This is a genomic window from Streptomyces sp. NBC_00078, from assembly GCF_026343335.1.
Taxonomy (GTDB): domain Bacteria; phylum Actinomycetota; class Actinomycetes; order Streptomycetales; family Streptomycetaceae; genus Streptomyces.
On sequence record NZ_JAPELX010000001.1, the window covers coordinates 6,085,390 to 6,108,554 of the forward strand.

The 23,165-nt window shown below is 69.6% G+C and carries 22 protein-coding genes and 1 tRNA gene; 17 read left to right on the forward strand and 6 right to left on the reverse strand.

Features of this window, described 5'->3' with window-relative positions:
• The gene (locus OOK07_RS28670) at positions 1-1,413 is read left to right on the forward strand and encodes a dipeptidase (protein ID WP_266799319.1); all 1,413 of its coding nucleotides are present in this window, start codon (positions 1-3) and stop codon (positions 1,411-1,413) included.
• A 159-nt stretch (positions 1,414-1,572) separates the two neighbouring features.
• Positions 1,573-2,517 (forward strand): NAD(+) diphosphatase, encoded by a 945-nt coding sequence (gene nudC, locus OOK07_RS28675; RefSeq protein ID WP_266521214.1) that lies wholly within the window; start codon positions 1,573-1,575, stop codon positions 2,515-2,517.
• Positions 2,518-2,647: 130 nt separating this feature from the next.
• On the opposite strand, the gene OOK07_RS28680 is transcribed toward nudC, so the two are convergent.
• Positions 2,648-2,890: a mycoredoxin gene (locus tag OOK07_RS28680; protein ID WP_266684595.1), complete on the reverse strand. Its 243-nt coding sequence runs from the start codon at positions 2,888-2,890 to the stop codon at positions 2,648-2,650.
• Positions 2,891-3,073: 183 nt separating this feature from the next.
• Between OOK07_RS28680 and OOK07_RS28685 the strand changes: the two genes are divergently transcribed.
• The 5 genes from OOK07_RS28685 (at position 3,074) to OOK07_RS28705 (ending at position 6,990) form a co-directional block, all read left to right on the forward strand.
• Complete coding sequence (locus tag OOK07_RS28685; protein ID WP_406312501.1) at positions 3,074-5,296, forward strand: ATP-dependent DNA helicase UvrD2; 2,223 nt, start codon at positions 3,074-3,076, stop codon at positions 5,294-5,296.
• 165 nt (positions 5,297-5,461) lie between these two features.
• Positions 5,462-5,779 (forward strand): hypothetical protein, encoded by a 318-nt coding sequence (locus OOK07_RS28690; protein ID WP_266799321.1) that lies wholly within the window; start codon positions 5,462-5,464, stop codon positions 5,777-5,779.
• Between the two features lie 176 nt (positions 5,780-5,955).
• Positions 5,956-6,324 carry a WhiB family transcriptional regulator gene (locus OOK07_RS28695; protein WP_020119791.1) on the forward strand — a complete coding sequence of 123 codons (369 nt, stop codon included), beginning with the start codon at positions 5,956-5,958 and terminating at the stop codon, positions 6,322-6,324.
• The gene (locus OOK07_RS28700) at positions 6,321-6,644 is read left to right on the forward strand and encodes a putative WhiB-interacting protein (RefSeq protein ID WP_266684599.1); all 324 of its coding nucleotides are present in this window, start codon (positions 6,321-6,323) and stop codon (positions 6,642-6,644) included. Before OOK07_RS28695 ends, OOK07_RS28700 begins: the two co-directional genes overlap by 4 nt.
• Positions 6,645-6,780: 136 nt before the next feature.
• On the forward strand, positions 6,781-6,990 hold the full coding sequence (locus OOK07_RS28705; RefSeq protein ID WP_266684601.1) for a hypothetical protein: 210 nt from the start codon (positions 6,781-6,783) through the stop codon (positions 6,988-6,990).
• An 88-nt stretch (positions 6,991-7,078) separates the two neighbouring features.
• On the opposite strand, the gene OOK07_RS28710 is transcribed toward OOK07_RS28705, so the two are convergent.
• Both OOK07_RS28710 and OOK07_RS28715 read right to left on the reverse strand, forming a co-directional pair.
• Entirely contained in the window at positions 7,079-8,446 is a 1,368-nt protein-coding gene (locus OOK07_RS28710) for an ABC1 kinase family protein (protein ID WP_266799323.1), read from the reverse strand.
• Positions 8,439-9,641 (reverse strand): TOMM precursor leader peptide-binding protein, encoded by a 1,203-nt coding sequence (locus OOK07_RS28715; RefSeq protein WP_266799325.1) that lies wholly within the window; start codon positions 9,639-9,641, stop codon positions 8,439-8,441. Before OOK07_RS28715 ends, OOK07_RS28710 begins: the two co-directional genes overlap by 8 nt.
• A 303-nt stretch (positions 9,642-9,944) precedes the next feature.
• On the opposite strand from OOK07_RS28715, the gene OOK07_RS28720 reads away from it, so the two are divergent.
• From OOK07_RS28720 to OOK07_RS28735, 4 genes are all read left to right on the forward strand, one after another.
• Positions 9,945-10,541, forward strand: coding sequence for a M48 metallopeptidase family protein (locus tag OOK07_RS28720; RefSeq protein WP_266684606.1), 597 nt, complete (start codon positions 9,945-9,947; stop codon positions 10,539-10,541).
• Positions 10,542-10,658: 117 nt separating this feature from the next.
• A complete protein-coding gene (locus OOK07_RS28725; RefSeq protein ID WP_266799326.1) occupies positions 10,659-12,341 on the forward strand; it encodes a TerD family protein in 1,683 nt (560 codons plus the stop codon).
• Between the two features lie 11 nt (positions 12,342-12,352).
• A complete protein-coding gene (locus OOK07_RS28730) occupies positions 12,353-13,033 on the forward strand; it encodes an AIM24 family protein (RefSeq protein WP_266684610.1) in 681 nt (226 codons plus the stop codon).
• Positions 13,034-13,051: 18 nt separating this feature from the next.
• A complete protein-coding gene (locus OOK07_RS28735; RefSeq protein ID WP_266521232.1) occupies positions 13,052-13,807 on the forward strand; it encodes an AIM24 family protein in 756 nt (251 codons plus the stop codon).
• A 64-nt stretch (positions 13,808-13,871) separates the two neighbouring features.
• On the opposite strand, the gene OOK07_RS28740 is transcribed toward OOK07_RS28735, so the two are convergent.
• Together OOK07_RS28740 and OOK07_RS28745 are read right to left on the reverse strand one after the other, a co-directional pair.
• Positions 13,872-14,393, reverse strand: a complete 522-nt coding sequence (locus OOK07_RS28740; protein WP_266799328.1) for an NUDIX hydrolase — start codon at positions 14,391-14,393, stop codon at positions 13,872-13,874.
• Positions 14,390-15,874 (reverse strand): zinc-dependent metalloprotease, encoded by a 1,485-nt coding sequence (locus tag OOK07_RS28745; RefSeq protein WP_266684614.1) that lies wholly within the window; start codon positions 15,872-15,874, stop codon positions 14,390-14,392. The genes OOK07_RS28740 and OOK07_RS28745 overlap by 4 nt, the downstream gene beginning before the upstream one ends.
• A 192-nt stretch (positions 15,875-16,066) precedes the next feature.
• Here OOK07_RS28745 and OOK07_RS28750 point away from each other — a divergent pair, with 192 nt between their 5' ends.
• The 4 genes from OOK07_RS28750 to OOK07_RS28765 all read left to right on the forward strand — a co-directional run bounded on the left by OOK07_RS28750 (position 16,067) and on the right by OOK07_RS28765 (position 19,236).
• On the forward strand, positions 16,067-17,179 hold the full coding sequence (locus OOK07_RS28750) for an SDR family oxidoreductase (RefSeq protein WP_266684616.1): 1,113 nt from the start codon (positions 16,067-16,069) through the stop codon (positions 17,177-17,179).
• A 143-nt stretch (positions 17,180-17,322) separates the two neighbouring features.
• Positions 17,323-17,781 (forward strand): molybdenum cofactor biosynthesis protein MoaE, encoded by a 459-nt coding sequence (locus OOK07_RS28755; protein ID WP_266799329.1) that lies wholly within the window; start codon positions 17,323-17,325, stop codon positions 17,779-17,781.
• Positions 17,782-17,920: 139 nt separating this feature from the next.
• Positions 17,921-18,085 (forward strand): hypothetical protein, encoded by a 165-nt coding sequence (locus tag OOK07_RS28760; protein WP_266684619.1) that lies wholly within the window; start codon positions 17,921-17,923, stop codon positions 18,083-18,085.
• Between the two features lie 56 nt (positions 18,086-18,141).
• Positions 18,142-19,236 carry a YlbL family protein gene (locus OOK07_RS28765; RefSeq protein ID WP_266799331.1) on the forward strand — a complete coding sequence of 365 codons (1,095 nt, stop codon included), beginning with the start codon at positions 18,142-18,144 and terminating at the stop codon, positions 19,234-19,236.
• A 28-nt stretch (positions 19,237-19,264) separates the two neighbouring features.
• Here OOK07_RS28765 and OOK07_RS28770 read toward each other — a convergent pair whose 3' ends face one another.
• Complete coding sequence (locus tag OOK07_RS28770) at positions 19,265-19,807, reverse strand: PPA1309 family protein (RefSeq protein WP_266684623.1); 543 nt, start codon at positions 19,805-19,807, stop codon at positions 19,265-19,267.
• Positions 19,808-19,968: 161 nt separating this feature from the next.
• On the opposite strand from OOK07_RS28770, the gene OOK07_RS28775 reads away from it, so the two are divergent.
• Both OOK07_RS28775 and OOK07_RS28780 read left to right on the forward strand, forming a co-directional pair.
• Complete coding sequence (locus OOK07_RS28775) at positions 19,969-22,938, forward strand: UPF0182 family membrane protein (protein WP_266802058.1); 2,970 nt, start codon at positions 19,969-19,971, stop codon at positions 22,936-22,938.
• Positions 22,939-22,979: 41 nt separating this feature from the next.
• Positions 22,980-23,053, forward strand: a tRNA-Met gene (locus OOK07_RS28780).
• Positions 23,054-23,165: the final 112 nt, after the last annotated feature.

Genomic DNA, 23,165 nt, shown 5'->3' on the forward strand with positions numbered 1-23,165 from the left:
ATGAGCCAGCCCGTTGACAGTGCCGTCAGCGCCGTGCGTTCGTACATCGAGCAGCACCGCGCCGTCTTCCTCGACGCCCTCGCGGAATGGCTGCGCATCCCGTCCGTGTCGGCCCAGCCCGACCACGCGCCCGACGTACGCCGCAGCGCCGACTGGCTCGCCGCCAAACTCCAGGAGACCGGCTTCCCGACCGCGCAGGTCTGGGAGACCCCGGGCGCCCCCGCCGTCTTCGCCGAATGGCCCACCGCCGACCCCGACGCGCCCACCGTGCTCGTCTACGGCCATCACGACGTCCAGCCCGCCGCCCGCGAGGACGGCTGGGACACCGATCCCTTCGAGCCCGCCGTCCGCGAAAACCGTCTCCACGCGCGCGGGGCGGCCGACGACAAGGGCCAGGTGTTCTTCCACACACTCGGCGTCCGCGCCCACCTCGCCACCACCGGCCGCACAGCCCCCGCGGTCCACCTCAAAATGCTCATCGAGGGCGAGGAAGAATCCGGCTCGCCGCACTTCCGCACCCTCGTCGAAGAGAACGCGGACAGGCTCGCCGCCGACGCTGTGATCGTCTCGGACACCGGCATGTGGTCCGAGGACACCCCCACCGTGTGCACCGGCATGCGCGGCCTCGCCGAATGCGAGATCCGCCTCCACGGCCCCGACCAGGACATCCACTCCGGCTCCTTCGGCGGCGCCGTCCCCAACCCGGCCACCGCCGCAGCCCGGCTGGTCGCCGCCCTCCACGACGAGCACGCACGCGTGGCGATCCCCGGCTTCTACGACGGCATCGTCGAACTCACCGACCGCGAGCGCGAACTCTTCGCCGAGCTGCCCTTCGACGAGCAGCAGTGGCTGCGCACCGCCAAGTCCCACGCCACCCACGGCGAGGCCGGACACACCACCCTCGAGCGCATCTGGGCGCGCCCCACAGCCGAGGTCAACGGCATCGGCGGCGGCTACCAGGGCCCCGGCAGCAAGACGATCATCCCGTCCTCAGCCATGGTGAAGCTCTCCTTCCGCCTGGTCGCGGGCCAGGACCCCGACCACATCGAGAAGGCCGTCCGCGCCTGGGCCGCCGAGCAGCTGCCCGCCGGGATCCGATGCGAGATCACCTTCGGCGCGGCCACGCGCCCGTGCCTGACACCGCTCGACCACCCCGCCCTGCAGTCGGTGGTCCGCGCGATGGGCCGCGCCTTCGACCAGCCGATCCGCCACACACGCGAAGGCGGCTCCGGACCGGCCGCCGACCTCCAGGAAGTCCTCGGAGCACCCGTGCTCTTCCTGGGCATCTCCGTCCCGTCCGACGGCTGGCACGCTCCGAACGAGAAGGTCGAACTCGACCTGCTCCTCAAAGGCGTCGAAACCAGCGCACATCTGTGGAGCGACCTCGCCGACACCTGGCGCCATGCGCCCTGAGCCCCCCGCACCCACCGGAGAGGCAGCGCCCGCGGGGCACACTGGACGAACCGTCCCGCACCACCCGGCACCACCGGATCCGGCCGCCGCCTCCCGCCCTACGTCCCGCCGAACCGCCCGCCGAAACAACCCGTTCCACTGGGGGAGTTGGAAGCACCCGTGACCACCTGGACCGACCACACCGCCGACCGCCCCATCTCGCTCACCGCCCCCAGCGGCATCGACCGCGCCGCCCACCACCGCCTCGACGAGGCCTGGCTCGCGGCGGCATGGAGCCACCCCACGACCCGCTGCTTCGTGGTCTCCGGCGGCCAGGTCCTCATCGACGAGACGGCCGACGGCCGCACCGAACTCGTCATGACCCCCTCCTTCGAAGCCCCCCTCACCGAAGCACACCGCTACTTCCTCGGCACCGACGACGACGGCGCCAGCTACTTCGCCCTCCAGAAGGACGCACTGCCCGGCCGCATCGACCAGTCCGCGCGCGCCGCCGGCCTGCGCGAGGCCGGACTCCTGCTGTCACCCCGCGACGCAGGCCTGATGGTGCACGCGGTCGGCCTGGAGAACTGGCAGCGCACCCACCGCTTCTGCTCCCGCTGCGGCGAGCGCACCGTCATCGCCGCCGCCGGCCACATCCGCCGCTGCTCCGCCTGCGGCGCCGAGCACTACCCGCGCACCGACCCCGCAGTGATCATGGCCGTCACCGACGACGAGGACCGAATCCTGCTCGGCCGACAGGTGCACTGGCCCGAGGGCCGCTTCTCGACCCTCGCCGGCTTCGTCGAACCCGGCGAATCCATCGAGCAGTCGGTGCGCCGCGAGGTCTTCGAAGAAGCCGGCATCACCGTCGGCGCGGTCGAATACGTCGCCAGCCAGCCCTGGCCCTTCCCCTCCAGCCTCATGCTCGGCTTCATGGCCCACGCGACCTCGACCGAGATCAACGTCGACGGCGACGAGATCCACGAAGCCCGCTGGTTCTCCCGCGACGAACTGGGCGCCGCCTTCGAATCCGGCGACGTACTGCCTCCCTACGGCATCTCCATCGCCGCCCGCCTGATCGAGATGTGGTACGGCAAGCCCCTGCCGACGAGAAGCTTCGTCTGAGGCAGAACACTCCGGGCCCGGCTGTGAGCACAACGCGGCGGCCCAGGACACATCAGGCGTGGCGCACCTCACAAGAAAGCGGTCCCTGAGATACCTCAGGGACCGCCCTGCGCACACCACTGCGCAGCAGTTACGCGCCGATCTTCTGCTTCACCTGCGCCAGCGACGGGTTCGTCAGCGTCGAACCGTCCGGGAACAGCACCGTCGGAACCGTCTGGTTTCCGCCATTCGCCTTCTCCACGAACACCGCGGACTCCGGGTCCTGCTCGATGTTGATCTCGTTGTACGTGATGCCCTCGCGGTCCATCTGGCTCTTCAGCCGACGGCAGTAGCCACACCACGTGGTGCTGTACATCGTCACAGTGCCCGGCATGTGTCTCGCACTCCTCAGCTGCTCGGGAATCCTTGCTCGCAGAGAGGGAACGTACTTGAAAGGGCCACCATTCCCACCCGCCGGGGACCACCCGACGTGACGCCTGCCGCATTAGTACGACTAACAGCGCCTGCCTGTGGACAACCACCGCTCCCGTCTCCGGCGACCTGGCAGCATGGCCATGTGACACCAGCAACGCACTCCACGCTCTTCCCGCACGGCACCGGCAGCTCCCCGTACTCGGCACCGCCCAGCGGCGCCGACGCCGTGCTCGAAGGGCTCGACCCCGAGCAGCGCGAAGTAGCCACCGCCCTGCGCGGACCCGTATGCGTACTGGCAGGCGCAGGCACCGGCAAAACCCGGGCAATCACCCACCGCATCGCCTACGGAGTGCGCGCCGGCATCCTCCAGCCCTCCACCGTGCTGGCCGTCACCTTCACCAACCGCGCCGCCGGCGAGATGCGCGGCCGACTCCGCCAGCTCGGCGCCGCCGGCGTCCAAGCCCGCACCTTCCACTCCGCCGCCCTCCGCCAACTGCAGTACTTCTGGCCGAAAGCAGTCGGTGGCTCCATGCCCCGCATCGTCGACCGCAAGATCAAGCTCATCGCCGACGCAGCCGCCGCCTGCCGCCTCCGCCTCGACCGCGGCGAGCTGCGCGACGCCACCGCCGAGATCGAGTGGGCAAAAGTCACCCAGACCGTCCCCACCGACTACGCAGCCGCAGCAGCCAAAGCCGGCCGCGCCTCCCCCCGCGACCCCGCCGAGATCGCCCAGCTCTACTCCGTCTACGAAGACCTCAAGCGGGACCGCTCCGTCATCGACTTCGAAGACGTCCTCCTGCTCACCATCGCCATCCTCCAGGACCGGCACGACATCGCCGAGCAGGTCCGCGCCCAGTACCAGCACTTCGTCGTCGACGAATACCAGGACGTCAGCCCCCTCCAACAGCGACTCCTGGAACTGTGGCTCGGCGAGCGCGACAACCTCTGCGTCGTCGGCGACGCCAGCCAGACCATCTACTCCTTCACCGGAGCAACCCCCGACCACCTACTCGACTTCCGCACCCGCCACCCCGGAGCCACCGTCGTCAAGCTCGTCCGCGACTACCGCTCCACACCCCAAGTCGTCCACCTCGCCAACGGGCTCCTCGCCCAAGCCCGCGGCCGCGCCGCCGACCACCGCCTGGAGCTCATCTCACAACGCCCGGCCGGCCCCGAACCCGGCTACACCGAATACACCGACGAGCCCGCAGAAGCCGAAGGCGCCGCCCGCCGCATCAGCGAACTCATGACCACAGGCATCCCGGCCAGCGAGATCGCCATCCTCTTCCGCACGAACTCCCAGTCCGAGACCTACGAACAAGCCCTCGCCGACGCCGGAATCCCCTACCAGCTACGAGGCGCCGAGCGGTTCTTCGACCGCCCCGAAGTACGCAAAGCCGGCGTGGCCCTGCGCGGCGCAGCCCGCTTCGGAGGCAACGACTCCCTCCTCGACGACGCCGTGGACCTGCCCTCCCAAGTGCGCGCCGTCCTCTCCGGGGAAGGTTGGACACCTCAGCCCCCAGCAGGCTCCGGCGCGGTACGTGAACGTTGGGAATCCCTCGCCGCACTCGTGAACCTCGCGCACGACTTCACCGCAGCCAAACCCCAGGCCACCCTCGGCGACCTCGTCGCAGAACTGGACGAGCGGGCGAACGCGCAACACGCCCCCACCGTCCAAGGCGTCACCCTGGCCTCCCTGCACTCGGCCAAAGGCCTCGAGTGGGACGTCGTCTTCCTCGTCGGCGTCGCCGAAGGCATGATGCCGATCACCTACGCAAAGACCGACGAACAGATCGAAGAAGAACGCCGCCTCCTCTACGTCGGCGTCACCCGTGCCCGCGAACACCTCCACGTCTCCTGGTCGCTCACCCGCTCACCCGGCGGCCGCCCCAACCGCCGCCCCAGCCGATTCCTCCACGGCCTGCGCCCGGGCTCCACCGCCACCGCCGGCCGAACCGCGGCAGGCGGGCCCGGCGGAGTCGAACGAGGCTTCACCAGCACACCGGACGCCGTACCGCGGCGCACACAGCGCACCCCGGCCCGCTGCCGGGTATGCGGACGCACCCTCACAGACGCCGGCGAAATGAAACTGATGCGCTGTGAGGACTGCCCCTCCGACATGGACGAGGGTCTCTACGAGCGGCTGCGCGAATGGCGCGCGGACCAGGCGCAGCGCAGCGGACAGCCCGCCTTCTGCGTCTTCACCGACAAGACACTCATGGCGATCGCCGAGGCCGTCCCCGACGACGACGGCGAACTGGCACGGATCCCCGGAGTCGGCCTCCGCAAGCTCAACCGCTATGGAGCCGATGTCCTGGCCCTCTGCGCAGGCCAGGAGCTCGGAGAAGACGACAAAAGCGACTGATTCAAACTCATCGAAAAAATAGTTTGCGCATGCCCCAGCAATCCCCATAGGTTCTTGTCCACGGGGACGGAGGCCTTCTCGGAGGCCCCGATTCCGTGTTCTACTTGCATATCCGTCGGACTGGCTCACCCCAGTCCCCCGAGACGCCGAGAGGAGGCGATTGAAGTGATCAGCATCAGCAACAGCTCCATCAGCACCGCCAAACTGACCGATCGCTCGGTCGTCTCCACGTGCATGCTCGGCGCCTCGAACCCGGGCACCGGTCTGTCCGGCATCCCTGCCGTCCGTCCGGCGTCCCCCGTGTCTCTCGCGGGTCTTTCCACCCGTGAGCGCAATGAGCGACCGATCAAGGCACTGGAAGCAGTAGTGGCACAGGCGACGGCCTATGCCTTTACGGCGGCCGGTGCCGGTAGCCGGAAGCAGACGCAGCACCACCTGATGTGGGCCTTCCGTGGGCCAGAACCCTGGAGTGATCCAGCCTGATCGTCGATCAGGCCGGCGCCTTCAGGGCCGCGGAACCCCACCCGGGATCCGCGGCCCTTCTGTTTGTCCTCCAACGGGGATGACGGAGCGAAGGGGCCTCGGGACAAGAAAAGAACCCGGTACCAGCCGCCACCCGGTCCAACAGGACCGGAACGACCAGACGAGGAAGACGACCCGTGCAACTCGAAGCGCACGCCCCGTCCGTACCGCCTTCCGAAACGATCCCCCCGCCCGGCCTCACGGAGGACTCCACCTTGATCCCGCTCACCGCGCTCACCGCGCTCGACGACGCCATCGAGAACCTCGGCGTACCCGTCCCCTGCCGCTCCTACGACCCGGAGGTCTTCTTCGCCGAGTCGCCGGCCGACGTCGAGTACGCCAAGTCCCTCTGCCGCACCTGCCCGCTGATGGAGGCCTGCCTCGCCGGCGCCAAAGAGCGGCGTGAGCCCTGGGGCGTCTGGGGTGGCGAGCTGTTCGTCCAGGGCGTCGTCGTCGCCCGGAAGCGGCCGCGTGGCCGCCCGCGCAAGAACCCGGTCACGGCATGAACACCACAGGAACGATCGACCGTCCCCTCACGAACGACCCCAAGAAGCAGGCCCCGATGAAGCCGTCCGCCAGCGAGCCCACCGGCTCCGCGATCGAAGATTTCACCACCACCGGCGCGACCGACACGCGCCAGAACAGGACCCGAGAGATGCAACTCATCCCAGAAGCCCTGGCTCGTGCGCATATGCGCGAGCGACTGCATGAGGCGGAGCAGGAACGCCGGGCCGTGAGCCTGGTGGCCGCCCGCCGGATGCAGCGCCGGGCCGAGCGCGCCTCCATGCGCGCCCGCCGTGCGCTCGCCATCGCGGTCATGCAGTAGGCAACCACACCTGAAGCGGTGGCCTCCCCGCCCAGGGAGGCAGTAGCTCCCCCGCGGGGGCCGGTCCGTCCGAACGGACCGGCCCCCGCGGTGCGTTCACCCGACGATCCGTCGACCACGGCGTTATCGTCACCGGGTGACGAGTCTTTCCGGAGGCAGTGACGACACAGGCTCCCCGGCGGAGCCCCAGGCCATGGTGTGCGCCCGCTGCGGCGCCCGGGCAGAGGGCCCGCAGCCCACCTGGACCTGCTCGGTCGAGAACGGCGTCCGCCAGTACATCTGCGACACCTGCTCCAGGGAGAACCTCAGGGCTATCGAGGGGCGGTTGGACTCGGCCTGGTGGTGACCACTCGCCAGTCCTCTTGGGGGCTCCCCCCGCCCCCTCGCCCCACCCCCCCCCCGAGCCCCTCAGACACACACCACGGCAGTCCGAATCACGCCTCCACTGCCGGCTCCTCCTCAGCGGCGTCCTCCAGGACGAATCCCGGAAGCCACTCCTCCAGCTCCTCGCGCAGCCGTACCGTCGCCCCCAGCTGGCACAGCACGCCGATGGTGCTCAGTGTCACCCGGTGTATCAGGAGGTAGGCCGGTGGGAGGTTCAGCTGTTTGCCCAGCTGGTAGGCGGGGGAGCGGGGGTCGGCGATGCGGGCCGCCTGGCTGCGCATCCAGCCGCGAGTAAAGGTGAACTCGTCGACCCTGGCCGGTTCGATGATCGGCAGGAGATAGTCGAGAACGGCGCTGGGGTCCAGCTCTATTGAGTCTTTGACGAAGCCCTCCGCGCAGAGGAGGTCGTAGACGGACTCGGCCTCGTCGTCGAGGGTCATGCGCAGGGAGTCGCCGATGGGGGTCGGCAGGCCGCCCGGGAGCCGGTCGACCGTGCCGAAGTCCAGGACGCCCAGGCGCCATTCGTCCGTGCCGTCCGGGTCGCCGGGCAGCAGGCGGAAGTTGCCCGGATGCGGGTCGGCGTGGAGCAGGCCGGTGCGGGCCGGGCCGGAGAAGAGGAAGCGGGCCAGGAGCTGGCCGGCGCGGTCGCGCTGTTCCTGGGTGCCGTCCGCGATGATCTCCGAGAGCGGAATTCCGTCGATCCACTCGGTGATCAGTACCTGGTCGCACTGGTGGACCACGCCGGGCACCAGGACGTCCGGGTCGTCCGCGAACTCGTCGGCGTGGGCCTGCTGGGCCTGGGCCTCCAGGCCGTAGTCCAGCTCCTCCGAGACACGGTCTCTGAGCTCCGCGATCAGGGGCTTGATGTCCATGCCGGGGATCAGCGGCCCCAACAATCGGGCGAAGCGGCTCAATTGGGTCAGGTCGGACAGAAGAGCCTCGCCTGCTCCCGGGTACTGCACCTTGACCGCCACCTCGCGGCCGTCGTGCCACACCCCACGGTGCACCTGCCCGATCGAGGCAGCCGCGGAGGGCTTGTCCTCGAACTCGAGGAACAGGTCGTGCCAGTCCTCACCCAGCATGTCGCCGAGCACCCGGTGCACGGTACTGGTCGGCATCGGCGGCGCTGCCTCCTGCAGCTTCGTCAGCGCCGCACGGTAGGGGCCGGCGACCTCTTCGGGCAGCGCCGACTCGAAGACGGACAGGGCCTGGCCGAACTTCATCGCGCCGCCCTTGAGCTCGCCGAGCACCTTGAACAGTTGATCCGCCGTGCGCTGTTGCAGCTCGCGGCCGACGATCTCCGCGGACTCGCCGACGATTCGCTTGCCGAGTCCCCACGTCGCCCGCCCGGCAAAGCCGAGCGGAAGCGCGGCGAGCTTGGCGGTCCTGGTGACCGCCTTGCGCGGAAGATCAGACATGCGCCCTCCAAGTCCCTGCCGGCCGCGCCGCGTCTGCCTTACGGCACAACTCTTCCGGCGACCGATGCCCTGCCATTGTCTCGTGTGACTCCTCGTCCTCGGAGGTGTGTTCTCCCTTACCTTTCTCCGCGGCACCGCAAGGGCATGCAGGATGTGCCCACACCGGTCGAGCATGCCAGGTCAGACCGGGGAGGGAGACCTCCCAGCGCGCGCCGGCGCTGCTCGGAAGGCGGCCGTCCAGGAAGGCGAGCGCGTGCGCGGCCGCCAGTCCGGCGACGGTTGTGGCCAGCGTCAGATCGCAGGGCCGCGCCTGGCGTGGCGCGCCGGAGCGCCACTGCGCGACCAGCCGGGGCCAGGCCGGATCCCGGTCGGTGCGTCCCTCGTGCAGGCAGCCCGCACAACCCGTCTCACCTGGCAGGACGAGGGGGCCGACGATGCCGGTCGCCTCCACGACGCCGGCGTACAGATGCGGTGTGCCCGAGGCGATGAGGGGTTCCGCGGTGGACGGCGGGGGCGCGTGCACGGCGACGTCGTCGCGTGGGGCGAGGATCACCAGTGAGAAGCCGGGCTCGCCGTCCGGGAGCGGGGCCGCGCGGCTGCGGCGCGGTGGGCGGTCGGGAGCGGAGCGGCGTACGGCCTGCCGGGCGGCCTCGTCGCGGCGGTGGCCGATGGACTCGGCGGGCAGTCCGCCCGGCGCCACGTCCCCCGCCTCGACCCGGCCGACATCCCGCACGTCGACCTCCCCGATGCCCGCGCCGGCCAGCAGTGAGGCCAGCACCACGCCCACCCGTCCCGCGCCCTGCACCTGTACGCGCAGTGAGCGGCGCGCCGCCAGGTGCCTGATCGCGTCGCCCGGTTCGGAGGTGATCAGGGACAGTGAGGCGAGGTCGGGGCGCAGCCGGGCGATGACGTCCTTCTTGCCGCGCAGCGTGTCGGCGGCCGGTCCGCCACCCTTGGCGTCGTCCAGGAGGCCGGCCCGCGCCAGCCGCTCCACCAGCCGGTCGACATGGCCGTCGGGCAGGTCCATGCGGCGTCCCTCCTCGCGCAGGAGGGGCAGCCCCCGGGTGCCGTTGAGCAGGTCGAGGAAGCTGCCCGTCGCCGTGTCCATCGGACCGAGCGTCAGCGCGTGCGCCGGCGCCATTCCGAACTGCACGGTGTTGAGGTCGCGCCAGCCGCGCCTGAGCGCCGGCTTCATGACTGGAGCAACTGGGACAACTGGAACAAGCGGAACCATTGGATCCATGACGGGCCCCCGTATGCCTTCGTCGAACATCCCCGTGCGCCGGTGGAAGTCGGTCGGTGACCGAGTCGACGGTGGGCCGACGGTGGGTCGTGGCTGCCCCGGCGAGAACAAGCATGCCCAAACAGGGCGACGGGTGCGGAAAGTTGTCCACAAGCTGCGAGGATTCGTCGTACAAATCAAGCGCACGGTGGGAGATCGGCGCGGAACCGTCCCGGAGTCGGGACTTCGCCCGTGTGCAGCGGGTAACGTCGGGGCGTGCCCGCCGACCCACTGCACAGCGCCGGAACGCCACAGCGCAGAACGACGAGCCAGCCGCCGAGCGGCTCGGTGGCGCGCGCGATCGAGGTCCGCAGGAGCTCCCGTCGACGCCGGACGGTCTCCGCGTACCGCGAGGGCGATCGCACCGTCGTACTCATCCCTGCTCGGATGTCCGAGGCGGAGGAGCAGCGCTGGGTGACCGTCATGCTCGACAAGCTGGCCGCGCAGGAGAGCAAACGGCTCCTCGGCGACGACGAGCTGGCCGGACGGGCGGAGCGGCTGTCGGCCCAGTACTTCGACGGCCGCGCCCGGCCCGCCTCGGTGCGCTGGGTCACCAACCAGAACACGCGCTGGGGTTCGTGCACCCCCTCGGAAGGCAGTATCCGGCTGTCGCACCGGCTGCAGGGGATGCCCGAGTACGTCGTCGACTACGTCCTCCTCCATGAGCTGGCACATCTGCTCGTGCCCGGACACGGTCCCCGCTTCTGGCGGCTGCTGGAGGCGTATCCGCGGACCGAGAGGGCCCGGGGCTACCTCGAAGGGGTGGTCGCCGCCGAACGGCTGCCGCATCTGCCGGGTGCTCGCGGGGAGTGACGGCCATCCGGGCGCGGTGGTTGTGTACCGGGTCTGTACCGACTTCATCCGGTGTCCGAGTTTGCCGTTAGCCTGGCGCGACGCAATCGCATTCGGGATGGGGGACGGTCGTTACGCATGGCCAGGGAATTCCAACGCGGCCACAAGGCCAGGATCAGTGACCTCACCGCGGGCACCGATCTGTACGTAGGCGTGCAGATCAGCGGTCCCGGACTGACCTTCGACATCAGCTGCTTCGGTCTCGACGCCGACGAACGGCTCTCGGACGACCGCTACTTCGTCTTCTTCAACCAGCCGAAGTCGCCCGAGGAGTCCATTCAGCTCCTGGGCGCGCAGGCCGGCGATTCGGAGTCCTTCCGGATCACGCTCGACAAGGTCCCCGCGCAGATCCGGAAGCTGTCGTTCACGGCGACGCTCGACGGCGCCGGACAAATGTCACAGATCGCCCCCGGACACATCCGCATCGTCGCGGGCGGCGAGGAGGTGGCCCGGTACTCCTTCAACGGCTCGGAGTTCTCCACCGAACGGGCCGTGATGCTGGGCGACTTCTACCTGAAGGACGTGTGGCGGTTCGCGGCCGTCGGACAGGGCTTCGACGGCGGCCTGGGCGCGTTGCTGAAGAACTTCGGCGGCGAGGTCCTCGAGGAGGAGGCTCCCGCGGCACCTGCCCCCCAGCAGCCGCAGTCCGGCGCCGCACCCAGCTTCGCACCCCCCGCGTTCGGCGCCCCGGCGGCACCCGTCCCGGCCCCCGCGCCTGCCCCTCAGGGCTTCGCACCGCCCCCGGGAGCGACTCCGCCCCCGGCACCCGCGCCGGCGCCCGCCCCGAATGTGCACGCTGCGCCCACTCTCATCGCGCCGATGGCCCCGCCCGGTGGCGCCCCGGTGCCGCCTCCGGGGCCGGTGCCCGCACCGTACGGCCAGCCGCCCCAGCAGCAGCCGTACGGCCAGCCCCCCGGTCAGAGCGCCCCGCCGCCGCCCGGCTACGGGCAGCCCCAGGCGCCGCATGCGCCCCAGGCCCCGCCCCCGCCTCCCGGCTACGGTCAGCCCACCCCGCCCCCCGGTTACGGTCAGCAGGCCCCCTTCGGGCAGGCGCCGGGGCAGCAGGCCTACGGAGTTCCGCAGGGAGCTCCTCAGGGCGGCGCCGGTGTCACCGCCGCGCTCCAGAAGTTCAAGGAGACGCCCACCGGGCAGCGCTGGACGCAGCAGAACAAGAAGCTCGTCCGCGTCGACCTCGGCATCGGTGGCCAGCCCGTGCTCGCCCGCCAGGGCAGCATGGTGCTCTACCAGGGCAAGGTCGACTTCAGCTACAAGGGCGCGGGCTTCGCGGGCCGGCTCGTGGGCAACGCCACCGGCCAGGAGATGCAGCTGATGCGCTGCACCGGCCAGGGCCAGGTGTTCCTCGCCGAGAACTCCACCCACCTGCACCCCGTCGAGCTCCAGGGCGACGCGATCTGCGTCTCCGCGGAGAACGTCCTCGCCTTCGACGAGAGCCTCCAGTACGAGGTCCGCCGCATCGAGGGACACGGCATCCCCGGAGGCGCCCTGTTCACCATGCAGTTCCAGGGCACCGGCACGATCGTCGTCAAGACGCACGGCACGCCCGTGGTCCTGCCGGTCACGCCGACCACCTTCGCCGATTGCAACGCGGTCGTGGCCTGGTCGGCCGCCGCCCAGGTGATCGTCTCCAGCCAGGTTCGCATGCGCCGCAACGCCTACCCGGGCGACACCGGCGAGAGCGTCAACCTCCAGTTCCGGGCCGCTCCCGGCAACTTCGTCGTCGTCCAGCCCTACGAGGTCTGAGGGAGCCCGTCATGAACCAGCCGCTCGCGGGCTACGCCCCCGCACCCGTCACCGCGCGCATGGAGAACCACGGCAACAACATGCTGAAGGTCGCCATGCAGACCGGGAACGACCTCCTCGCGCGCGTGGGGTCGATGGTCGCCTACGAAGGATTCATCCAGTACGAGCCCAATCCGCCGGCCGTGCGCCAGATCGCCCGCGACTGGATCACCGGCGAGGGCGCGCCCCTGATGAAGTGCTCCGGCGACGGACTGCTCTACCTCGCTGACTACGGCGCCGACGTCGTCGTCGTGAACCTCAACGGCGACGGCATCTCCGTCAACGCCACCAACCTGCTCGCCTTCGACGCGTCCCTCAGCTGGGGCGTCGAGCGGGTCAAGGGGCTCGCGAAGTTCGCCGGCCAGGGCCTGTGGAACACCAAGATCTCCGGGCAGGGCTGGGTCGCGCTGACCTCCCGGGGCAAGCCCATCGTCGTCGACTGCGGCGGCGGCGAGGACGAGACCTACGTCGACCCGGACGCGCTCGTCGCCTGGTCCCCGAACCTCAAGGTGAAGGGCAAGCGCAGCTTCAAAGCGCAGTCGCTGATCGGCCGCGGCAGCGGCGAGGCCTACCAGATGGCCTTCTCCGGTCAGGGCATCGTCGTCGTCCAGCCCAGCGAGGACAGCACCGACCGTCTCCGGTTCCGGGGCTGAGGGGGAGCCAGAAACGCCATGCAGAGTCCGCTTTTCGCCTTCAACGACTCGCAGTCCCAGGAGCGCTACAGCCTGCAGAACAAGCAGATGCTGCGCGTCACCCTGGAGGGCCACGACGACATCCTGGCCCGCAAGGGCACCATGGTCGCCTACCAGGGCCTCGTTGAGTTCGACGCCGAGTACCAGAACACCCAGCAGGCGTACGCGCGTGCGGCCACCGGCGAGGGCCTCAACCTGATGCGCTGCCACGGGCAGGGCACGGTCTACCTGGCCAACCTCGCCCAGCACGTCCACGTGGTGGAGGTCGAGCAGGACGGGCTGACGGTCGACAGCAGCTATGTGCTCGCGATGGACTCCTCGCTGCACCACGAGGTCATCGCCGTCGACAGCCAGTACGGCATCTCCGGGTCCGGGAAGTACCAGCTCAACATCACCGGCCGCGGCAAGGTCGCCCTGATGACGTCGGGCGCGCCGCTGATGATGCAGGTGACGCCCGACAAGTACGTCAACTGCGACGCCGACGCGATCGTCGCCTGGTCGACGGGGCTGCGCGTCCAGATGCAGGCCCAGACGCACTCCTCGGGGGTGTGGCGGCGCCGCGGCAACACCGGTGAGGGCTGGGAGCTCAGCTTCATGGGCAGCGGCTTCGCGCTCGTCCAGCCGAGCGAGCTGCTGCCGCCCCAGAACGCCCAGGTCGGGCAGGGCCTGGCCGCCCAGTACGGCATGGGGCAGCACGGGGCGCGGGCACAGAACCAGGGCAACGTCTGGAGCTGAGCGTCCAGAAAGCCAACGTAAGGGGCGCCCGCACATGCGGGCGCCCCTTACGCGTGGTCGAGGGTCACAACCTCGCCCGGGTGCCCTCCAGCAGCCGTACGACCGACTCGTCCGCCACCTCCGCCACCGCGTCGTAGGCGAACCAGCGCAGGTCGAGGGACTCGTCGCTGATCTCCTGGATGGCCCCGGACGGTGCCACGACCGCGTACTGCACGTCGAAGTGCCAGTGGCAGGGCGCCGGAATCGGGTGCCGGTCCAGCCGCACCGGTCCGCCCGCGAGCAGCGTCAGCCCCGCGATCCCCGACTCCTCCGTCGCCTCGCGCAGCGCCGCTGCCTCCAGGGCGGCGTCCCCCGGCTCGCAGTGGCCGCCCATCTGGAGCCACATCCGCAGCTTCCTGTGCAGGGTCAGCAGGACCCGGCCGTGCTCCGGATCGATCACCAGGGCGCTCGCGGTGACATGGCCCGCATGGCAGGCCTTCCACATGCCGTCCGGGTGGGCTGCCAAGTGGTCGAGATACGCCTCGCGCAGCTCCTCCTGCTCCCCGTACCCCTTCAGGACGAGGACCGCGTCGTCGTACAGGCTCACTCGGTGTCGTCGCCCTTGCCGTCGCCCTTGTCGTCCCTCTTGGAGTCGTCCTCGGGGGTGTCCTTGGTGTCCTTGCTGTCCTTCGTCAGGTCCGGCTTTCCCGTGGAGCCGCCCGCCGCCTCGCCGAGCATCTTGTCGAGCTCGGAGAAGTCCAGCTGCTCGCGGTGCACGAAGCCGTCCGGGTCGTCCAGGTCGGACGCCGTCGGCAGCATGTCCGGGTGGGCCCACAGGGCATCCCGGCCGTCGACCCCGCGCGCGTCCGTCAGCGACGCCCACAGACGGGACGCGTCCCGCAGCCTTCGCGGACGCAGCTCCAGACCGATCAGCGTGGCGAACGTCTGCTCCGCCGGGCCTCCCGTCGCACGACGGCGGCGCAGGGTCTCGCGCAGCGCGTCCGCTGACGACAGGCGCGGTTTCGCGGCCGCGTGCACCACCGCGTCTACCCAGCCCTCGACGAGCGCCAGAGCAGTCTCCAGACGGGCCAGGGCCGCCTTCTGCTCCGGGGTGTCCTCCGGCTGGAACATGCCCTGCTGCAGGGCGTCCTGCAGCTGCTCCGGATTCTGCGGGTCGAACTGGCCGACCACGTCCTCCAGCTTGGCCGTGTCGACCTTGATCCCGCGCGCGTACCCCTCGACTGCGCCGAACAGGTGGGAGCGCAGCCACGGCACGTGCGCGAACAGGCGCTGGTGGGCGGCCTCGCGCAGGGCGAGATACAGCCGCACCTCCTCCTTCGGCACGCCCAGATCCTTGCCGAACGCCTCGACGTTCACCGGCAGCAGCGCGGCCTTGCCGGACGGGCCCAGCGGCAGGCCGATGTCGGTGGAACCCACGACCTCGCCCGCGAGCACGCCGACGGCCTGCCCGATCTGGGTGCCGAACATCGCGCCGCCCATGGAGCGCATCATGCCGATCAGCGGACCGGCCATGGCCTGCATCTCCTCCGGCAGGACATCGCCCATCGCCGCGCCAACCCGCTCGGCGACCGGGTCGACCAGCTCCTGCCACGCGGGCAGGGTCGCCTCGACCCACTCCGCGCGGGACCAGGCCACAGCGGTGCCGGCGCCGGACGGCAGCGACGTCGCGTCGTCCAGCCACAGGTCGGCGAGGCGCACCGCCTCCTCGACCGCGGTCCGCTCGGCGGGGCCGACACTCGTGTCCTTGGTGCCGTCAGGGGTGCCCTGGGAGACCGTCTGGCGGGCGATCTGTTTGGCCATGTCCCAGTTCACCGGGCCACCCTCGTACGAGAGCATCTGGCCCAGCTGCTGGAAAGCGGCGCCCAGGTCGTTGGGGTTCAGCGAACCGAACATGGCGGCGAGCGGATTGTCCGCACCGGGGGCGCCGAAGCCTCCGGGCAGCCCGCCGAAGCCGAACGGGTTGGCCGGTCCCTGACCACCACCGCTCTCCTGGTCCTTCTTCTTGCCCTCGTCGCCGTCTTCCGGCTCCTCCGGCGGAAGGCCGAATCCGAATGGGGTGTCACTCACGGGATTCCTCGGCTGGTAAGGCCGCCGGTTGTCTCCGACGGCACGACTGCCCGATAACACCACCCAGCGTAGACACCGCGGGCGGTTCGGGCCTCGGTGCTTCGCCGACTCCTGGCCTGCGGCAGGATGGATGCCACCTGGTACGGACGCGTCACTCGCGTTCTTACTGAAGACAACCGCTGGAGACGCCCGGTGAGTTCCCCAGATCCGCAGGTTCGCGCAGCGCGAAACGAGTCAACCCATTCCGCCACCCGCGGACCCGTCGTCGCGGTCACCGGCGCCGCGTCCGGCATCGGCGCCCTGCTCACCGAGCGGCTCGCCGCCTCGGACGAGATCAAGCAGGTCGTCGCCATCGACGAACGGCGCGGCGAGTGCGCGGCGGCACAGTGGCACATCCTGGACGTACGGGATCCGGCCATCGCGGACAAACTGCGGGGCGCGGACGTCGTGGTGCACCTGGCGCTCGATCTCGACCTGGAGACCGACGCCGCCGCCCGAACGGCCTACAACGTACGGGGGACACAGACCGTGCTGACGGCTGCCGCCGCGGCCGGGATCCACCGGGTCGTGCTGTGCACGTCCGCGATGGTGTACGGCGCGCTGCCCGACAACGAGCTCCCGCTGTCCGAGGACGCCGAGCTGCGGGCCACGGCCGAGGCCACCGGAGTGGGGGACCTGCTGGAGATCGAGCGGCTCGCCCGGCGCGCCCCGCGGGCCCATCCGGGACTCAACGTCACCGTCGTACGGCCCGCCGTGCTGATCGGAGGCACGGACACCGCACTGACCAGGTACTTCGAGTCGCCCCGGCTGCTTGTCGTCGCCGGGTCACGGCCGGCCTGGCAGTTCTGCCATGTCGAGGATCTGTGCAGCGCACTGGAGTACGCCGTCCTGGAGAAGGTCGACGGGGAACTCGCGGTGGGCTGCGACGGATGGCTGGAGCAGGAGGAGGTCGAGGAGCTCAGCGGGATCCGGCGGATGGAACTGCCGTCGGCGGTGGCCCTCGGAGCGGCGGCCCGGCTGCACCGGATCGGGCTGACACCATCCCCGGCCGGAGACCTGGCGTACACGATGTACCCCTGGGTGGTGAGCGGAAGCCGGCTGCACGACGCCGGGTGGCGGCCGCAGTGGACCAACGAGGAAGTGCTCGCGGAACTCCTGGAGGAGGTCTCCGGCAGGCACACGGTCGCCGGACGGCGACTGGGCCGCAAGGACGCGACGGCCGCCGGGGCCGCGGGCGCGACGGTGGCTCTGCTCGGTGCCGCGGCCGTGGTGCGGCGGGCACGCAAGGCGCGGCGCCGGATCTGACGCCGGGCCCTGCACGGGGCCTGCGGGCGAACCCTGCTCGGCGGCCTGCGGGCGAGCCCTGTAGGAGACTCCAAGAGCCCACGCGCGCGTGCCGGGCGAAACGTCTATTCCGTGCCGTCAGTGACGTGCGGCACGATGGAGGCATGGCACCCACCAACGACCACCCCGGCGAGCAGGCCGCACAGGACCCCGTCAAGCTGATCGCCGTCCGGGAGACCGCGCTCTCCCTGGACGAGGTCTTCAGGGCCGTCGGCGACGACGCCGCCGGAGGGACCGCGCTCTTCGTGGGGACCGTGCGCAACCACGACGGAGGCGCCGACGTCGATCAGCTCGGCTATTCGTGCCACCCCAGTGCCGAGGCCGAGATGCGGCGGATCGCCGAGAAGGTCGCCGCCGACCATCCGGTGCGGGCCCTGGCCGCCGTACACCGCATCGGTGACCTCCAGGTCGGTGACCTCGCCGTCGTCGTCGCCGTGTCATGCCCGCACCGCGGCGAGGCCTTCGAGGCCTGCCGGAAGCTGATCGACGACCTCAAGCACGAGGTGCCGATCTGGAAGCACCAGACGTTCTCGGACGGCACCGACGAATGGGTCGGCGCGTAGCGCCGTCGGTGAGGGGCTGAACCCCTGTGCCGTACTGGAGTTGCGTAACCGCACCCCTGCCGTGAGCGTTGTCAGTGCGGATGGTTAATCTGCTGATCAGTCAGTTGTTGCGGTCGCTCACCGGGGTCGGGAGGTCGGCATGGGGGCGCTCCTGTGGTTGTTGATTCCGCTCGTCGCGGCGATAGGCGCCGGTCTGTGGGGCAGTTGGGCCAACCGGACCCGAAAGATGCGCGGCGACGGACCCGAGCTCACCGGGTACGCCCGATTCTGTGAGGCCATGGAGAAGTCCGACTCCGGTACATGACAAGACAGAAGCGGGGCTGACGGTGCGCTGACAGGACCGTCCCGTACTGTCTTGGCATGCCACGCCGCACCGCGACGATGCTCGCCTCCACCCTGATGCTGATCGCGCTCCTGTGCGCGGGAGTGTTCATCCCCGTGCCGTATTCGGAGATGTCCCCGGGACCGACGGTGAACACGCTCGGGGACCACGACGGCGAGCCGGTGCTGCAGATCTCCGGACGCAAGACCTACGCGACCAGCGGCCACCTGAACATGACGACCGTGCGGGTCACCAGCGCCGACTACAGGATGAACCTCGTCGAGGCCGTCTACGGCTGGCTCGCCCACGACGGCAAGGTCGTCCCGCACGACACGCTCTACCCGGACGGCAAGACCGAGGAGCAGTCGACCCAGGAGAACGCCGAGGAGTTCAGCGAGTCCCAGGAGAGCGCCAAGGTCGCCGCCCTGAAGGCACTCGACATCCCGGTGAAGGGCTTCGTGATCGTCTCGACGGTGGTCAAGGGCTCCCCGGCCCAGGGCAGACTGCACGCCGGTGACGTGATCAAGGCCGTCGACGGCACGGCCGTGAAGCAGACGACCGACGTCGCCAAGCTCGTGACCAAGCACAAGCCCGGCCAGAACGTCGTCTTCACGATCGTGCCCGCCAAGGACCAGGCCGCCGCCAAGAAGAAGAACACGACGGCGACCAGCACCCGGAACATCACGATCAGGACCGCCACCTCCGACGACCGCGGCGAGAAGCGCGCCATCGTCGGCATCTCCGCAGGGACGGATCACACGTTCCCGTTCGCCATCGACATCAAGCTCGCCGACGTCGGCGGGCCGAGCGCCGGCCTGATGTTCTCGCTCGGCCTCTACGACAGGCTCACACCGGGCAGCCTGACCGGCGGCAAGTTCGTGGCCGGCACCGGGACGATCGACGACGACGGCAAGGTCGGCCCGATCGGCGGCATCGAGATGAAGACGGTGGGCGCGCGCGGCAAGGGCGCCCAGTACTTCCTGACGCCGGCCGACAACTGCGCGGCCGCCGCCAAGGACACCCCCGACGGGCTCACCCTGGTCAAGGTGAACACCATCGGCGACGCCCTCGGCGCGCTCAAGGACATCCGCACCAACAAGACGTCCGACCTGCCGAAGTGCACGACCAAGTAGCCCGCGCGGCCTGCGCGGGCCCGCCCGGCTACTCCTCGAACGTCGCCGACAGCGCCTCCGCCAGGCCCGGCACCAGGCCGGCGCCCGTGAGCACCTCCGTCGGGGCGTCCTTCTCCCGCAGCCGCAGAGCCGAGTCGCGGGCGCCGTCGCGCAGGACCGCGACCGTCATCCGGACCTCCTGACGGCTCGGGTGGTCCGCCACCCACTTCGACAGCGCGGCCTCGTCGAGGCCCTCCGGGACCTGGGCCTCGGCGGACGGCGGCAGCATCAGCCGCTCCACCGTCAGCGCGCAGCCGGCCACAGCGTCCGGCCAGGCGATCGTGGCGAGGAACTCGTCCAGCGGCTTGCCGGCCGGGATCTCGTCCTGCTCGATCGGGGTGAGACCACTGGTCTCGGGCTCGTTTTCCAGACCGAGCTGGGCCGCGAGGGCGGGTTCCTGGGACCGCAGCCGAGCGGTGTCTACGAGGGCGAAGAGGCGGGCGGGCTGGTCCCAGCCGAGGCCGGAGGCGTACTCGTCGATCTCGAGTACGGCCCGGGTGAGCGGGCTCGCTGCCATGGGAGTGTTGGACATGGTCACAATCCTCTCTCGTTCATGGCCGGAATCGGGAACCGAGTAAACGGTGAGTAAGTTGCATAGGTGTGGGCCCACGATCACGGGGCCACGGAAGGTCCACGAACACGCGGGCCTGACGAACCGACAGCGACTTCGAGGTGCGCACCTTGGCTTTCCAGATGCCGGACCGCGGCGGAGGCCCGACGGGGCCACGGATCAGAGTGGGCCGCCCGTCCCGGCGAGTCCGGACCCTGCTCATGACACTGGGCGTCCTTGCCGTACTCGGCATGGCGTTCACCATGTTCGCGGGCTTCTGGACGGACTGGCTCTGGTACCGCTCCGTGAAGTACTCGTCCGTCTTCACCACCACGCTGTGGACGAAGATCGGACTGTTCTTCGTCTTCGGCCTGCTGATGGCCCTCGCGGTCGGCTTCAACATCTGGCTGGCGCACCGGCTGCGACCGCCGCTCAGCGCCATGTCGATGGAGCAGCAGAGCCTCGACCGCTACCGGATGGGCATCGCCCCCTACAAGACCTGGCTGCTGCTCGGCATCACCGCCCTGGTGGGTCTGATCGCCGGCGCCTCGGCGTCCAGCCAGTGGCGCACCTGGCTGATGTGGGTCAACGGCGTGCCCTTCCACCAGAAGGACCCCCAGTTCCACCTCGACGTCTCGTTCTACGCCTTCGACCTGCCCTGGTACCGCTTCCTGCTCGGCTTCGGCTTCGCCGCCGCGATCCTGTCCCTGATCGCAGCCGCGCTCACGCACTACCTGTACGGCGGCCTCAGGATCACCTCCCCGGGCGCGCGTGCCACGGCCGCCGCCACGGGCCATCTGTCGGTGCTGCTCGGCCTCTTCGTCGCCCTCAAGGCGATCGCGTACTGGCTCGACCGGTACGGCCTCGCGGTGAAGTCCAGCGACTTCAAGGCGACGGACGACTGGACCGGCCTCAGGTACGTCGACGCGAACGCCTACCTCCCGGCGAAGACGATCCTGTTCTGCATCGCCGTCATCTGCGCGCTGCTGTTCTTCGCCACCCTGTGGCGGCGCACCTGGCAGCTGCCCGTGATCGGCTTCGGCCTGATGGTGCTCTCGGCGATCCTGATCGGCGGGCTCTACCCGGCGATCGTCCAGAAGTTCCAGGTCCAGCCCAACGAGCAGGCCAAGGAAGCGCCGTACGTCCAGAAGAACCTCAAGGCGACGCGCGAGGCCTACGGCATCGACGACACCAAGGTCAGCGACTACTCGGGGACGGGCACCCACGAGGACAAGAGCAAGCTGCGCGACGACGTCGGTTCCACGGCGAGCATCCGCATCCTGGACCCGAACATCGTCTCGCCCACGTTCCAGCAGCTCCAGCAGATCAGGAACTACTACGCGTTCCCGACCAACCTGGACGTCGACCGGTACAGCAAGGACGGCAAGGACCAGGACACGGTCATCGGTCTGCGCGAGCTGAACCTGAACGGCATCCCGAAGAACAACTGGATCAACGACCACTTCCGCTACACCCACGGCTACGGCGTGGTCGCCGCCAAGGGCACCGCGGCCGACCCCAACGGCCAGCCCGTCTTCACCGAGTCCGACCTGCCCTCCAAGGGAAACCTCGGAACGTACGAACAGCAGGTCTACTACGGCGAGAAGACCACCACCTACTCGATCGTCGGCGGTCCCCAGAAGGAGATCGACTACTCCGACGACAGCGGTGAGAAGACCACCAGCTACCAGGGCAAGAGCGGCGTCAACCTCGCCAACCCGATCAACCGGGCAGCGTACGCGGTGGCGTTCAACGAGCCGCAGATCCTCTACTCCGGTGCGATCGGCGAGGGTTCACGCATCCTGTACAACCGCACTCCCAAGGAGCGCGTCGAAGCGGTGGCGCCCTGGCTGACCATCGACGGCGACGCGTACCCGGCGGTGGTCAACCACCGCATCCAGTGGATCGTGGACGCGTACACCACGACCAACGGATACCCGTACGCCTCCCGTACGACCCTGGGGGACACGACGGCCGACTCGCTCACCGCGACCAACAACTCGCGTGCGGTGGTGGCCCAGCAGAACCAGGTCAACTACATCCGCAACTCGGTGAAGGCGACCGTCGACGCGTACACCGGTGAGGTCAAGCTCTACCAGTGGGACACCAAGGACCCGGTCCTGAAGACGTGGATGAAGGCCTTCCCCGGCACCGTCGAGCCCAGGACCGCCATCTCGAAGTCGCTGATGGACCATCTGCGCTACCCGCAGGACCTGTTCAAGGTCCAGCGCGAGCTGCTGACCCGCTACCACGTCACCAACCCGACGACCTTCCTCAGCGGCAGCGAGGTGTGGCAGGTCCCGGACGACCCGACCAACAAGTCCGGCAACGCGGTACCGCCGTACTACCTGAGCATGAAGATGCCCGACCAGTCGGCGCAGGCGTTCTCACTGACGACGACGTTCACGCCCAACGGCCGGGACAATCTCAGTGCGTTCATGACGGTCGACGCCGAGGCGGGCACCGGCGACTACGGCAAGATCAGAATCCTGAAACTGCCGACCAGTACGACCGTCGACGGACCCAAACAGGTGCAGAGTCAGTTCAACTCCGAACAGGACATCGCCGAGTCGATCAAGCTGCTGAAGGGCGGCGACTCCGACATCGAGTACGGCAACCTGCTGACCGTGCCACTCGACGGAGGACTGCTGTACGTGGAGCCGGTGTACGTACGCGGTGGTGGACTCAAGTACCCGCTGCTGCGGAAGGTGCTGGTCAGCTACGGCGACAAGACCGCCTTCGAGAACACCCTCGACGAGGCCCTCAACAAGGTCTTCGGAGCGGAGAGTTCGACCACGCCACCGCCGGACCAGGGCACGACCCAGCCACCGACGTCCGGCAACCCGACGGTCCAAGCGGCACTGAACGACGCCCAGAAGGCCTTCGACGCCGGCCAGGAAGCCCTCAAGAAGAACGACTGGCAGGCGTACGGCGAGGCGCAGAAGGACCTTGAGGACGCGCTCAAGCGAGCCGAGGACGCGCAGGCCAAGGCCGACAAGACCGGCGGAACCGGCGGAACCGGCGGAAACAGGAGCGGTGGCAGCCCGAGCCCGAGCGGCAGTCCCCGTCCGAGCGGCAGTCCGAGCCCGAGCGGCTCTTCCGGCAGCGGCTGATCAAGAACCCCCCGCGTCGTGGTACGGTTGGCACACAACGACGCGGGGTGGAGCAGCTCGGTAGCTCGCTGGGCTCATAACCCAGAGGTCGCAGGTTCAAATCCTGTCCCCGCTACTGAAGTCGAAGGCCCGGATCCATCAGGATCCGGGCCTTCGTTTTGTGCGAACGGATGTGCCGATCCGTGGGATGGCCGCGCCACCACGGGGAGTTGAGGGAACTGTGTTTG

What these genes read in the sequence shown, in the direction of transcription:
- OOK07_RS28680 (WP_266684595.1), bottom strand. Translation starts at nt 2,890, where the DNA reads ATGCCGGGCACTGTGACGATGTACAGCACCACGTGGTGTGGCTACTGC.
- OOK07_RS28770 (WP_266684623.1), bottom strand. Translation starts at nt 19,807, where the DNA reads ATGTCCAACACTCCCATGGCAGCGAGCCCGCTCACCCGGGCCGTACTC.
- OOK07_RS28670 (WP_266799319.1), top strand. Translation starts at nt 1, where the DNA reads ATGAGCCAGCCCGTTGACAGTGCCGTCAGCGCCGTGCGTTCGTACATC.
- OOK07_RS28755 (WP_266799329.1), top strand. Translation starts at nt 17,323, where the DNA reads ATGGCACCCACCAACGACCACCCCGGCGAGCAGGCCGCACAGGACCCC.
- OOK07_RS28710 (WP_266799323.1), bottom strand. Translation starts at nt 8,446, where the DNA reads ATGTCTGATCTTCCGCGCAAGGCGGTCACCAGGACCGCCAAGCTCGCC.
- OOK07_RS28775 (WP_266802058.1), top strand. Translation starts at nt 19,969, where the DNA reads ATGCCGGACCGCGGCGGAGGCCCGACGGGGCCACGGATCAGAGTGGGC.
- OOK07_RS28715 (WP_266799325.1), bottom strand. Translation starts at nt 9,641, where the DNA reads ATGAAGCCGGCGCTCAGGCGCGGCTGGCGCGACCTCAACACCGTGCAG.
- OOK07_RS28700 (WP_266684599.1), top strand. Translation starts at nt 6,321, where the DNA reads ATGAACACCACAGGAACGATCGACCGTCCCCTCACGAACGACCCCAAG.
- OOK07_RS28730 (WP_266684610.1), top strand. Translation starts at nt 12,353, where the DNA reads ATGAACCAGCCGCTCGCGGGCTACGCCCCCGCACCCGTCACCGCGCGC.
- OOK07_RS28735 (WP_266521232.1), top strand. Translation starts at nt 13,052, where the DNA reads ATGCAGAGTCCGCTTTTCGCCTTCAACGACTCGCAGTCCCAGGAGCGC.
- OOK07_RS28760 (WP_266684619.1), top strand. Translation starts at nt 17,921, where the DNA reads ATGGGGGCGCTCCTGTGGTTGTTGATTCCGCTCGTCGCGGCGATAGGC.
- OOK07_RS28765 (WP_266799331.1), top strand. Translation starts at nt 18,142, where the DNA reads ATGCCACGCCGCACCGCGACGATGCTCGCCTCCACCCTGATGCTGATC.
- OOK07_RS28725 (WP_266799326.1), top strand. Translation starts at nt 10,659, where the DNA reads ATGGCCAGGGAATTCCAACGCGGCCACAAGGCCAGGATCAGTGACCTC.